11 protein-coding genes and 1 other RNA gene are annotated in these 12,662 nt (G+C 42.2%); 6 read left to right on the forward strand and 6 right to left on the reverse strand.

Annotation, left to right across the window (positions count from 1 at the left end; genetic code table 11):
- Positions 1-17: 17 nt before the first annotated feature.
- Together pepP and FLL46_RS03390 are read right to left on the reverse strand one after the other, a co-directional pair.
- Complete coding sequence (pepP, locus tag FLL46_RS03385) at positions 18-1,505, reverse strand: Xaa-Pro aminopeptidase (RefSeq protein ID WP_342779770.1); 1,488 nt, start codon at positions 1,503-1,505, stop codon at positions 18-20.
- Between the two features lie 118 nt (positions 1,506-1,623).
- Positions 1,624-2,214, reverse strand: coding sequence for a UPF0149 family protein (locus tag FLL46_RS03390; protein WP_142892036.1), 591 nt, complete (start codon positions 2,212-2,214; stop codon positions 1,624-1,626).
- Positions 2,215-2,331: 117 nt separating this feature from the next.
- Here FLL46_RS03390 and FLL46_RS03395 point away from each other — a divergent pair, with 117 nt between their 5' ends.
- The 4 genes from FLL46_RS03395 to FLL46_RS03410 all read left to right on the forward strand — a co-directional run bounded on the left by FLL46_RS03395 (position 2,332) and on the right by FLL46_RS03410 (position 3,748).
- On the forward strand, positions 2,332-2,511 hold the full coding sequence (locus FLL46_RS03395) for a cell division protein ZapB (RefSeq protein WP_142892037.1): 180 nt from the start codon (positions 2,332-2,334) through the stop codon (positions 2,509-2,511).
- A 3-nt stretch (positions 2,512-2,514) separates the two neighbouring features.
- Entirely contained in the window at positions 2,515-2,829 is a 315-nt protein-coding gene (locus tag FLL46_RS03400; RefSeq protein ID WP_142892038.1) for a cell division protein ZapA, read from the forward strand.
- Positions 2,830-2,839: 10 nt separating this feature from the next.
- A non-coding RNA gene (gene ssrS / locus FLL46_RS03405) (6S RNA) lies at positions 2,840-3,023 on the forward strand.
- Positions 3,024-3,133: 110 nt separating this feature from the next.
- Positions 3,134-3,748: a 5-formyltetrahydrofolate cyclo-ligase gene (locus FLL46_RS03410; RefSeq protein WP_142892039.1), complete on the forward strand. Its 615-nt coding sequence runs from the start codon at positions 3,134-3,136 to the stop codon at positions 3,746-3,748.
- Between the two features lie 237 nt (positions 3,749-3,985).
- Here the strand turns inward: FLL46_RS03410 and FLL46_RS27780 are convergent, their stop codons facing one another.
- Entirely contained in the window at positions 3,986-4,114 is a 129-nt protein-coding gene (locus tag FLL46_RS27780; protein WP_281281928.1) for a hypothetical protein, read from the reverse strand.
- A 394-nt stretch (positions 4,115-4,508) separates the two neighbouring features.
- Between FLL46_RS27780 and rpiA the strand changes: the two genes are divergently transcribed.
- Positions 4,509-5,165: a ribose-5-phosphate isomerase RpiA gene (rpiA, locus tag FLL46_RS03415; protein WP_142892040.1), complete on the forward strand. Its 657-nt coding sequence runs from the start codon at positions 4,509-4,511 to the stop codon at positions 5,163-5,165.
- Positions 5,166-5,291: 126 nt separating this feature from the next.
- Here rpiA and FLL46_RS03420 read toward each other — a convergent pair whose 3' ends face one another.
- From FLL46_RS03420 to FLL46_RS03430, 3 genes are all read right to left on the reverse strand, one after another.
- Positions 5,292-5,825, reverse strand: a complete 534-nt coding sequence (locus FLL46_RS03420; RefSeq protein WP_246119259.1) for a response regulator transcription factor — start codon at positions 5,823-5,825, stop codon at positions 5,292-5,294.
- 96 nt (positions 5,826-5,921) lie between these two features.
- On the reverse strand, positions 5,922-7,229 hold the full coding sequence (locus FLL46_RS03425) for an ATP-binding protein (protein WP_168204024.1): 1,308 nt from the start codon (positions 7,227-7,229) through the stop codon (positions 5,922-5,924).
- Between the two features lie 308 nt (positions 7,230-7,537).
- Positions 7,538-10,750 carry a TonB-dependent receptor domain-containing protein gene (locus tag FLL46_RS03430; protein WP_168204025.1) on the reverse strand — a complete coding sequence of 1,071 codons (3,213 nt, stop codon included), beginning with the start codon at positions 10,748-10,750 and terminating at the stop codon, positions 7,538-7,540.
- A gap of 803 nt (positions 10,751-11,553) precedes the next feature.
- Here FLL46_RS03430 and FLL46_RS03435 point away from each other — a divergent pair.
- Positions 11,554-12,636, forward strand: a complete 1,083-nt coding sequence (locus FLL46_RS03435) for a hypothetical protein (RefSeq protein WP_142892043.1) — start codon at positions 11,554-11,556, stop codon at positions 12,634-12,636.
- The last annotated feature ends 26 nt before the right edge of the window (positions 12,637-12,662 follow it).

Here is a 12,662-nt window from a genome sequence, read left to right on the forward strand (position 1 = left end):
ACCGAAACCGTCATAAGCTAACCGTCGGCCATCAACTTTTCAACCTGGCTGGCTTCTTTGGGAACGCTTTTGGTAAGCACGCTATTTCCTTTTGCGGTAATCAGTACGTCGTCTTCGATTCTGATCCCAATTCCCCACCACTTTTTATCAAGGCCTTTGGTTTTAGGGGTAAAGTACAATCCTGGTTCAACAGTTAATACCATGCCTTCTGCTAATATTCTTGGTTCTCTATCTTGCAGATAATCGCCGACATCGTGGACATCAAGCCCAATCCAGTGACCGGTTTTGTGCATATAAAATGGTTTGTAAGCTTCTTCTTGAATTAGCTGGTCGAGATCGCCTTCCAGAATCTTCATGGCTATTAACCCTTTGGTTAATATTCTCACTGCCACATCGTGGGGCGCAGACCAATGATTGCCAGGTTTGGCGGCTTTTATCGCCTCTTTGTTGGCCTTTAAAACCCAGTCATAGGCTTCTCGTTGAGCGTCTGAATAGCGGCCGTTGACGGGAAAAGTTCGGCTGATGTCTGCAGCATAACCATCGAGTTCCGCCCCCGCGTCTATTAGTAACAAATCACCGTCTTGTAGCGGATCTTTATTTTCCACGTAATGCAGAATACACGCGTTTTCTCCGCCGGCGACAATTGAACTGTAGGCTTCAAATCGAGCGCCCTGGTTAGCAAACTGGTATTTGAGTTCGGCCTCTATTTGCAATTCATTCATCCCGGGCTGGCAAACCTTCATAGCTGCTTTATGGGCGTTTGCACTGATCTCGGCTGCTTTACGCATAACTTTGATTTCGGCCTTACTTTTGATCAGTCTCATATCGTGTAATATGTAACTGAGATCGATTAATTCGCCGGGGGGATGAGCACCTTTTTTGACTTGAGCACGAAAAGTATTCACCCAGCTCATGATGTTATTGTCAAATTCGGCGTGGTTGCCGAATTCGTAGTAAATTCGCTCACGGCCTTCCATTAATCCCGGTAATATTTCGTCGATATCATCAATCGGGAAGGCATCGTTGCAGCCATAATTCTTTTTTGCGCCAGCTTGCCCTTCGCGTCGCCCGTGCCAGGTTTCCATTTTGGGATCTTTTTCGCGGCAGAACATGACATATTCACCATGTTCACGACCCGGCAATAACACCAGCACAGCATCAGGTTCGGGAAATCCGGTTAAGTAATGAAAATCACTGTCTTGCCTGAACGAGAAATGCGTGTCTCGGCTGCGGACTACTTCTTTGGCAGACGGCAAAATCGCAATTGAATTTTTTCCCATCAAATCCATTAATTCACGTCGTCGACGGGCATATTCGGCTCGAGAAATCATTAGCGGCTTCTTAATTGTGGTTAATTTAAAATGATAATAAAGGTGGCTGTTCAGGTTACCGGGTATGTAACGATATTTCATCACCAAAATAAACAGCCATTCCTGCGCGGTTATTCTAGAGTATCTGTCAGCAGGATCCCATAGGTCGGCGTGAAAAACTATTGGTTTAGCCAATAGATGACTTTTTGATGGTGATTTCTGCCAGCGCGGGGCGCTCAAACGATTGCTTAGTTATTGGACCGATCGCAATGCTCGCTATCGGCCAAATAATTGCCATCGATATCGGTAGGTCTTAATGCAGCGTTTGATTACCCGGAGCGATTGCAGTTGCACCGGACTGTGGTTTCACAACCATTTCCCAGTAGACAATCTGCACAGCGACCTTAATGTGTTCAACAATGGTCACCAGGGCCTGGGCTGTTTCTTCACCATCTTCCACGATTTGTTCAATCTGTGAGATTTCCGCCAGATCAGTCAGTGATTCGCGCACTTCTTCGTTGTCGATATCCTGATTTCCGGTTTGCAGCCCGAATCCGAGGAGGAATCCCTGGCACCATTCCGCGATGGCTTCGAGTTGATCAAGGGCTGGATAGCTATCATCTGGCAAAAGTGTCGGTGCAAGAGAATCATGTTGACTCATTTGATTGTTGCTCCAGTTACATAAGCTGGCTATTAGTTCCTTTGCATCGACGGTCAATTCTCGTTCATCATTGATAATGTCGGCCACTATATCTAGCCAGCCGAGGTCTCCTGGTTTTAGCCCTGCGGCGAGCATTCCGCACAGAATTGCCTGTAATTCGGCGGCACTAGTTTCACACTCAGCGTCAGCTAAAACTTCTTCGACTAGCTCGTAGTCAATCGTGTCCTGGTCTTTAAGTTCCATGATATCGTCCTCAAACACCCTTTTTAATCATTTTATTGGTAATTTTGCCGATTATACCATTGACCGGGGAGGTCTTGCGCTCTATATTGAAATCATTCTAAAAAACAATAGTTTGCCATGGATACTTCAAATCTTTTACAACTCGAAGGTAGCGTTTCCAAGATGCTTGAAATGTACCAGGCATTACAGCAGGAAAACCGCCAGTTAAGACAGGATCGTGAGAGCCTGATCGAAAAAAATAAGCTTGCGAGTGCGAAAATTGAAGCGATGATAAGCAAACTAAAGGAATTGGGTTGATCAATGGCTGAAATTAAACCCGTTACTGTGCATATCATGGGTAATGAATACCATGTTTCCAGCCCCGATGAGCAGGTTTCCAAACTCGAAGATGCAGCTAAAGATTTAGACCGCCGAATGCGAGAAATTAAGGCCGGCGGCAGAATTGTTGGCGTTGAGCGTATTGCTGTGATGGCGGCGTTAAACATGGCCTACGAGCTACGCGAAGGTGAGTCCGGCGACTTTGAATCTGCAAAAAATGTATCTAAGCGGATCAAAAAGTTACAACAAGATATCGATTCGGTACTAGCTTCTGATGCGCAAATGGAGTTAACATAGCTACTGAGTCAATCGCCTGCTTTGTGCGCCTAGCTGATGTAGTCCTTGAGCCGATAAATTTTATCTCTGGGAGTTCTTGTTAATTAATGGTGTGCAAGTCCGGCTCGTATCGGAAAGCCTGATTTGATTACGGAATTCCCCCCTGAACCTCCGGGTTCATGGGCGAGACCAGCAAACGGCAAAGCGGGTGATGGCTTTTATCCCTTCTTTAATTGATGATAATTATCTCACTGCACCTCTTCATCTGGTTTTCAAACTTGGCCAAGATAAACACGCCCTAGATCATTGATAGTGAGTAAAAAAAGTGAGACCGCAACTAACAGCGATTGAGCAGCAAAAAAAATTAATTCGTCAGCAAACACGCCAACTACGTACTCAGATCGATCAACAAAGCGCTGCTATTGCAGCTAGAAACCTTTGTATCAACATTCAGGCGCTGACTTCCTATCAATCTGCAAAGGCAATTGCGTGTTTTCTTTCATTTGATGGTGAAATTAATACGGCACCAACGATTGATGCGCTGTTGGAAGATAAAGGCCGGTGTTTTTTACCAAAGCTTAAGCCCAGTAAACCGAATCGGCTGTGGTTTATGCCTTATGATGGCCAGACTCGGCTGTCGGTCAATCGGTTCGGGATCCCGGAAGTTGATAAACCCGTTAATTTAGCGATTAGAGTTTCCAGTTTGGATATTTTACTTATGCCGCTGGTTGCCTTTGATACAAAAGGAAATCGTTTAGGAATGGGGGGCGGGTTTTACGATGCCACTTTAGCTCATCTATTGTCGCCAGAATTTGCTGATAAAAGACCGCTGTGCATAGGAATTGCTTACGATGAGCAGCGGGTCTCAGCGATCCCTGCTCAAGAGTGGGACTATCCCCTTGACGGTGTGGTTACACCAACGAAATTTTACCAATTTTAGCTGATTTAACCTGAGATTCATTATTCGCGACAAAGTTATTTGAGTGCTATCCAGAGAAGTCGTAGAGAAAAGAATTTTTTGTTTTTAAGATAATCTCAATTTGAGAATTTTTGAAGCGAGCTAAAAGAAAAACAAGCCTTCGTATCATGAAGATAATAAGAAGGCTAAATTTTCTCGTTGTTAGAATGATTACCAGTCAAAATTGGCTAATAACTAAAAACCTAACACACTGAGGGATTACTCAACTGCTGATACTTGTACTTCTGTGCGTGTGTCTGCAACACTTACCCCACTAAAACTCGACAAAATCATGCCGATTCCAAGTAACGCAGCCAGTACAACTAAAATATCTGGTTTACGTTTCATTTGGTTCTCCAATTTGCTTTTTTTAAGCAACCATTTTTTTATTAATGTTATTGGTATTAGGAGTCCCTTGCCATACAGCTTAAAATTAAATCCATTCACGCTTGCTAGCTACAACAAATTAATACAGCTAAATTAAAGCGGACAAACAACATACTCCTGTTTTTTGACATGATCAAGCCTATTTGCCAAAAAATTGGCTAAATTCTAATCAGGTCACATTTTCGGTGTGAAAGATTCGTTTCTGGTGATGGGTAAAGCTTGTATAATCAATTAACGAAGGCAATTTAAAAAAATGTTTAGCGCGGTTTTGACAGCATAAAAAAGCGTCAAAATTTTCGAAAAAATTCTGTTGATCAATCGTTGATCTCAACCATTAAATTGGAAAAAAAGTATCATGGATAAACAACATCAGCTCAAAATTGAAGCAGCAAAAGTTGCTCTGAAATACCTTCAAGATGGCGAAATTATTGGGATTGGTACAGGATCAACAGTGAACTGTTTTATCGATTTATTAGCCGATCATAAACATCGAATTAAAGCTGCTGTTTCTAGTTCTGAAGCATCGACCGAGCGACTTAAAAAATTGAATATTGAGGTCATTGATTTAAACGAAGCTGATGAGATCCCGGTTTACATCGATGGTGCTGACGAGACCAATCATCAACTCGAATTAATCAAAGGTGGCGGCGGCGCATTGACCCGAGAAAAAGTGATTGCTGCGGTAGCACAAAAATTTGTTTGTATTGCTGACCAATCTAAATATGTTGAAACCCTCGGAAAGTTTCCTCTGCCGGTAGAGGTTGTACCAATGGCACGAAGCCAGGTTGCCAGAGAATTAGTTAAACTTGGTGGTGATCCTGCCTATCGAACTGGCTTTGTTACGGATAATGGAAATGTGATTCTCGATGTCTATAACCTTGAAATCACACAGCCCCAAATTCTTGAATCTGAAATTAACCAGATTACCGGTGTTGTGACTAATGGACTTTTTGCACGTCGGCCGGCTGATCATTTAATTTTAGCGACTGATTCTGGAATAAAGGAATATTAGAATATATCTCAGTAAAAGATTTTTCATGAAGTCGCTTCTGTTTTTATTAACATCAAGTTGATAAAAAACTGGCCGACCTAAAAATTCAGATCAATTTAACCTGAATTCGGGATAACTTATCAAATATCAGAATTTAGCTGGCTTTTTAGCGAGCTTTCGCTGAAGTGTGCGACGATGCATTCCCAGTGCGCGTGCGGAAGCAGAGATGTTTCCCTGGTTGTCCGACAAAACTTTTTGAATGTGTTCCCATTCTAGCCTGTCGACCGACATGGGTTTTGGATTGATAGGTGTCTCTTCGCCGAGATTCTTTTCCTGAAGATGTTCGAGGATCTCTCTCGCTGTTATTGGTTTGGCCAGGTAATCATCAGCCCCCAGTTTAATCGCTTCAACTGCAGTAGAAATACTGGCGTATCCAGTGAGTAAAATAATTCGGCTTTGTGGGTTAGACACTTTGATTTTCTTGATCCAGCGAAGCCCGGAATCAGAATCGAGTTTCAGGTCTAACAACACAACCGGTTCGCGTTCTGCGGCGATTTTTTCAATTGCATCAGATGGATGAGCAAAATGCTGTACCTGACAATCCATGCGCTTTAAGCTTCGAGTTAAAATTTCGCGAAAAACTGAGTCATCATCGATAATGAAAATCTTTAATATTGTCACTTTGTCGTCTCTTAACCGTTAATTGAGTACAACTAATTTTAGGATTATAGTTAACCTTACTGAATGAACCTGACGTTAGGATAAATAATAATCAGGTCAGAACGAAAGCAACTTTGGCATATTAATCCGAGTAAGCGTTCCACCATGGTCGGCTTCCAGTAGCTGAACTTTTCCGCCATACCGTTCGATGCTGGCGTTTGATAAAAACAACCCCCAGCCCAGTCCGCCGGGTTTTTGTGTTTCCTGGATGCTCGCTCCAAGTGAACGCTTCATTTCCGGTGTAATTCCCTGGCCAAAATCGGTTATATCAATGGTGAGATCCTGCTCGCTAAAATGACAATTGATCTCAACAATGTCATTGCCGTTTTCAATACTGGCGTCTGCTGCGTTGTCTAACAGGTTAGTGACAGCTTGCTCAACACTGATTGGGATATTTTGGACGTAAGTATCAAAGGCTTTGCTCCATTGTTGTTTTAGTGCAATTTGTGGCCGAAATACTAACCAGTTGTCGATGATGGCTTGTAATCGATGTTTAAGTATTTCTCCATTGTCGGCGCGCTTGTCGAGTGTTTCCTGACTGAGCTGTTTTTTGATTTTGTGGCTTTTTTCACTGAGTGACTGAATAATATTTCGACAGTTCGCTATTTGAGCGGAAAGCAGTTGCATGTCCTGGTTGATTTCTTGCGCTAAGGGTTCGTGTTTCAAATCATCAATAATAATCGCCATGGTTGCTAGCGGAGTCCCAAGTTCGTGAGCGGCGCTGGCGGACATAATACCTAAACTTAAAATTTGTTCGTCTTTTAACTGTTTTTCGCGAAGCGATTGAATCCTATGTTCTTGTTTACGCATTGAGTGACGCGTCAGCAGTCCGAAAATAGAAATCAATATAACCGTGATCACAAAATTTACCCACATTCCTGCCAGATGTAAGTGAAATGAAGACAGAGGACTCGAATCTGCCAGTTCCAAAGGACGCTGATAGATATTTAATAAAGAATAAAGAATTAGCTGAAGCACTGACACCAAAAGTAGATCACGGGGTTTGAGCATTAATGTTCCGAGTGCGATAGAAAGTAGTAGCAGATAAATAAACGGATTATTCGCACCGCCGGAAAAATAAACCAGTCCTGCGAGTATTAACGAGTCTGTTGCTATGTGCGTTAACAATTCGAAAGAGCTGACACTTCTTTCTTGCCTGGCACGTAGAATGTTAAAAATTTGAAAACCGACTTCGAATGCTAACAATGCAAATAGCCAATTGAGCGGTAGACGAATGTCCAGATAGAGGGTAGCAAATAAAATCAATGCTAACTGGCAAATAATTGCGATCGATCTGACCCGATTTAAAATTCGCACATTTTCCAGATTTGCCTGGCGATTTTGGGGATTAATATTTTCAAACATCGATTTGAGCCTGTTGAGCGTTGGTCTGTCATCCAAGACCATCTAATTACTAAGACCACATAATCTTAAGCGTTGGTTCACTAATTTTCTATTTTACAAGGCTGTATCGAGAATACCACTGCGACAAGTTGTCACATGAGTCGCCTAAGGATCGAGATAAGGAGCAAGAATTCAGGTTAATTGAGAGCAATCAAGGAGAGGCTAACTGTAAGATTGATAACAACAATGCTGATTATCGTGAAATAATCAGCATTGTGAGTGGGTTCGGATAACCTAATCCGACTTAATGGTGAATTATTTGTCGCAGACTAGAACTTATAAGTCATACTCGCAAATAACGATTGACCGACCTGATCATAACCAGACGAAACAAGACGACCACCACGATTTGAACCGGCTGATGGATTAACTAACGGTGGCTCTTCATCCAGCAGGTTAGATATCCCAACGGTTAGTTGCCAGTCACTGTTAGGTGTCCAGGTGACCGATGCATCGTGGATCCACTGTGATTCAGCTTCGCACACCAACACGACATTGGGGTTACCTACTAACACAGTGCTATCAGCTGCGGTGTAACAGTCTGCTGAGAGATCGGCATCTCTACCGATTTGGGTATCGTCCACAAAACGTGAAACCAGGGTGTATTGAAAGTCGCCATGAGTTAACGACAAGGTGTTCAAGAAACGGTTTTCCGGCGTACCAAACTCGCCGACCAGATCATGAACAGGATCATCGTCCAGGACTTTTTCAGTACGCTCGTCTTGAATGGTTAGCTGCGTATTCCAGGCCAACTGCATGTCGCCGAAATTGTAACCTAGCCGAGTATTTAAATCCCAACCGGTTGAGGTTTCCAACCCGACGTTGATAAAAGACGCATCGACAATGGTTGGGAAGTTCAATTGCTCAGTGCCAGGAACCGGGTTGGTATTTCTGGTCACACGAGAGCAGTAGGAACTTGCCAGATTCGCTTCCCCGAAAATACAGTTGTTCATTATCACACCGGCGCCAATGGAACGAATGGTATCTTCAATTTCAATGTCGAAATAGGTGATTGCAAAATCGAAACTGACATCGCCATCATTGATTGGTGCTACCTTCAAAGTCACTGTGGTTTGTTCGGATGTTTCAGGTTTCAAGTCAGAAACATTACCGCCGATTCGAACCGGGATTGTGGTAGTTCCCAAGCTTCCAAGAAAGGTTGGATCGGCACCTTGTTGAATACAGTTAGCCAGTGCTGTTGCACTACGTCTGTCTAATGCTGCGTTATAGGTTGAACCGTCCCATCCTGCACCGGCGTTAGTGACATGACAAGGATCTGCGGCACCGGAAACGCCGTCAAACTGGTCGCCTAAAAATTGTTCTCTCAAGTTAGGTGCTCGAAACGAAGTGCCATAGGCGGCGCTGACAGTTACCCAGTCGACCGGCGAATAGGTTACACGAAGACGTTCGGTATTTTGACTACCAAAATTAGATTCGTCGGTGGCTCTTGCGGCGATATCAACTTCGAGTAAGTCTGCGCCACTAACGCCAACCAGAATCGGCAGGTTAAGCTCTGCGTAGTATTCTGTAATATCACGAGAGCCAGTCGTTGCACCTTCTGTTGATGGATTTTCTGCCGCGTGAGCACCATGCGAGCTTAAGAAGTCAGCGCGTGAACGAATGGAGTCTCTCCGATACTCTGCGCCGATTGCGATGCTCGCCGAGCCGCCATCTTCAAAATCGAAAAGTTCGCCGCCCACGAAAGCCTGAAACATAGTTTGTTCAACTTCAGTGGTGTTAACCCGCTCGCCCATCAAGTACTCTCTTTCTGCATCGGTTGCAAAAGTTCCAGAGAAACTTCCACTATTGTTGTACAAGCTTGGGTGGAATGCCTGAAAAGGGACACACTGAGACGGTGTGATAAAACCCTGTCCGGCATTAACATTGAGTGTATAGCCGCAAACCACATTACCGTTTACATCTAATCGTTGAGTATCCAAACTTAACGCCAGTCGATCTTCATTCAGTTGTGGTTGCGATTGAACACCGGTGCCTCGATCATAAGTTGCAGAAATATCCCAGTTCCAACCTTTTTGAGCGGCCCATTCGCCGGAAATATCTCCCCTTAAACCGGCCACGGCGCGAAAATGATCAAGCTCAACATCACGGGTCTGGTTAAGATCATCAAAAGTGATAATGTTTAACGCGTCAACACCAAACGGGTTTAAAGGATTCACTGCCAGGATTGGATCGCCGTTCGCATCTCTAACAATATTACCGTCGGCATCTTCTTGCGGAATCATGGCATTTAACGCAACAAATGCTTGCTCCGCCGCGGCGGTATTGGTCAGGTGGCGGTGAAAGTAGGAAGTTTCATAATAAAGTTCCGAGCTAGTGCTTTCTCCCCACTCTGGTAAATAGGTACCTCTGGCAACAACTGAGAAACGGGTAACCGGCTGAACCAGATCTGCTCTCATTCTTTCTTTTTGATCATTGTAAAAAGGATCGTAAGAATAAAATCGGAATGAGTCTCCATTGTCGTCTAGCTGGCATCCGCCCCAACAAGGAAAACTGGATGGTGAATTTGGTAATCCTAAAGGCGAGCTCCAGTTAGTAATCGGTTGCCCGGTAATCGGATTGGTTAGATCGGAAACCCCTTCGGTAAAATGTGCCCAGTCACCCGGTGAAGGTGTTGAGACGTCGCCAAATGGAATCGCGGCATTGTCCCAGAATCCGCTACGACAGTAAGAATAAATTGCGCCGGTATTAGTATCTCTTAATCGTGACTTCATACAATCAATACGATCACCGGTTGCGATTCTTTCTCTATCATAAAACTCTGCGCCGAACACAAAAGTTGAGCGTTCTGATTCTAATCCTGTGGCGAAGGAGAATTGTTTTATCTGACCGCCGTCATCGACAGGACTATTAATCGTCGCTGAAAATTGCATACCATCAATATGATCTTTCAAAATAATATTGACCACTCCAGCTACAGCATCAGCGCCATAAATTGCTGATGCGGAATCTGATAGTACTTCAATTCTTTCAACCATTTCGAAAGGTATCATGCTAATGTCCGGTTGTGCTGGTGCACCTCGAACGCCAGAAGCACCGAGTCGACGGCCATTAATTAAAATTAATGTTCGCTCTGGTCCTAAACCTCTTAGTCCAACATTTGAAGATCCAACGCCACCGGTTGGTGGTGCTTCTGTTGCGTTTGAATTACCTGAGTTTGAATTAAAAGTTTCGTCGAATTGCTGACCGTTAGACAAACTCATCCGTTGCAACATTTGCGCGACACTGGTAATGCCTGATTTTTTTGCTTCCTCTGTTTTTAAAATTTGAATGGGAGATGCACTGGAAAATTCATCGCGGCGGATACGAGATCCTGTCACCAGAATTTTTTCTTCTTCAGTTGCTTCCTCTTCAGCGGCATAGGCTGTGGAAATGCCAATTGAATGAAAAGCCCCTAACGCTAATGCAAGTTTTATCGACTGCCTTAGTATTGATTTTTTCGGATTGAATTTATAGTTATTCATAAAAACTCCATGATTGGTTTTATAATTATTGTGTACATAGACACGTTTATTTTTTTCGAATGATTCAATATTTCGAACCATTCAATTCACTTTGTAAATTGGCCTCCTACCAAAAAACGGAATTAAAAAAATAAAATTACGTTTTTAATTTGGCCGCTGGCTCAAAGCGAAAATCATTCTTACATAGAGATAAAATGAACTGAAACGAACGAGAGGTTGTTATCCTTGAATTAATCTTGAATAGGGTTTAATAAAAATTGAATCAATATTTTTAATAACTCTGATTAACAGAAAAAAATTATTAAATAATAAAAATTAAACAAAAGGCGTTAATTAGTTTTTGCCTTTTTTTAAAATTCAAACAATAAAAAATTCAGTTAAATAGTACCAAAAATTAGCATCAAAATATTTATTGAGTGAATAGAAAAATCAGATTTGGTTTCGATCTAAAAAATAAATTTAAAAAAACAAATTGAAAAAAACTAGTGAAAATTTTAAATGTGGAAGCTGAAAAAAATGGCGTAGTTGATCGTTTGGTATTTTCTTTTTTTGCAAGTGAGTCTTTATTTTCAAGGTAATATACCTGATAGCCAGCCTAGTTTATTTAAACTATCAGAAATACAAATGATTAACTTCATAATTATTGATGGGTGTTCAAGAAAACTTAAAATGTATCTCAGATTGATTATTGTGTTAACAAGTTAAAAATAATACGGTATATGTCAGATAAGGCATTGGCCTTATCTATAGTTTATGAGAAATTAAAAATTATATGGAAAACTTTAAAAAGGAGAATAGAAAGGATGAGCAAAGTAATTCAAAGGATGGTTTTAGTATTTGTGGTTGTTTTTGCCGCAGCATCACATGCGCAAAATTATATCGCTTATGAGTCAAATACTGATGAAATGCATCTTAAGGGGATTATTACCAGTAAATATATGAAGCGGGTGAATCATTGTCGAAATGGGCAATATGGAAAATATTGTACTTGGGATGAAATCGTTCCACCTGGCAGTCCTGAAATCTGGTATTTTTTGAATGACAACCAACCAGAGTTTATCAAGTTTATTGCGAGCAACAATAATGGCAAACTAAAGATTATTGGGAGTAGTTTAACTGCCAGGGAGAAAAGCGCATCCGATGAAGCTAAGGCTGTACGTGCTGAAGTTAAGGAAAGCTGGAAAGCATTTGAAGCGGAGTTTTCCCCATCAGTTGATAAAAGTAAGTCTTACCCGAAATATAAGATAACCGAAGACTGTGGCGCTAATGGTTTTCTTGAGAGTGAAGATAGTCCATTTGACTATTTTAGTAATAAAGATTTTCGTAATTTACTTAAAGATAGAGTTATGGCGCATCATCCGGTCACTTCATCTGGACCCAAGGTAAACAGCGTTAATGTGAGTGTGGGGGCAGTGTCTTTTGGTGTTAGCTGGAATACTGCAGCAACCATGGGGACTGCGACCATGGGAGACGGTGGAACATTAGTATTTTATTTAGATACATCTAACAATATAAATACACCAGTACTACATCTTCAGCATAGCCGAACTGCTTCTGGGCACCGCCTTTCTGATTATTTAACACCTGTAGGAAATCCGCTTAATGATCTTTTTAAGCCTGCGCCAGGGACTCATAAATTCACTAACAATTGTGAAGCTCAGGAGTTTGAAGAAGCGGTAGAAGCAATAAAACCGGAAGCTTTTCAAGAACAACCCGGTGGTGCTTCAGGAGGAAGTCATGGTTTCGGTTCTTGTGAAGCGGGGTCAATGACAAACTTAATGATAATAACAACTGTGAGCTATTCTGTGTATAGTAGCGGACATGTTGTTTTTCACTATCACCAGAGCTACCAAACTGATCGTACTGGCGGCGGTGGAGGTTGTTAAGCTCTTTAAAATTACGTAATGAATTA

This window comes from Aliikangiella coralliicola (genome assembly GCF_007004725.1).
Taxonomy (GTDB): Bacteria; Pseudomonadota; Gammaproteobacteria; order Enterobacterales; family Kangiellaceae; genus Aliikangiella; species Aliikangiella coralliicola.

Coding starts and splice junctions, on each gene's coding strand:
- FLL46_RS03425 (WP_168204024.1), bottom strand. CDS start 7,229: ATGTTTGAAAATATTAATCCCCAAAATCGCCAGGCAAATCTGGAAAAT.
- FLL46_RS03435 (WP_142892043.1), top strand. CDS start 11,554: ATGAGCAAAGTAATTCAAAGGATGGTTTTAGTATTTGTGGTTGTTTTT.
- FLL46_RS03395 (WP_142892037.1), top strand. CDS start 2,332: ATGGATACTTCAAATCTTTTACAACTCGAAGGTAGCGTTTCCAAGATG.
- rpiA (WP_142892040.1), top strand. CDS start 4,509: ATGGATAAACAACATCAGCTCAAAATTGAAGCAGCAAAAGTTGCTCTG.
- FLL46_RS03390 (WP_142892036.1), bottom strand. CDS start 2,214: ATGGAACTTAAAGACCAGGACACGATTGACTACGAGCTAGTCGAAGAA.
- FLL46_RS03400 (WP_142892038.1), top strand. CDS start 2,515: ATGGCTGAAATTAAACCCGTTACTGTGCATATCATGGGTAATGAATAC.
- FLL46_RS03430 (WP_168204025.1), bottom strand. CDS start 10,750: ATGAATAACTATAAATTCAATCCGAAAAAATCAATACTAAGGCAGTCG.
- FLL46_RS27780 (WP_281281928.1), bottom strand. CDS start 4,114: ATGAAACGTAAACCAGATATTTTAGTTGTACTGGCTGCGTTACTTGGA.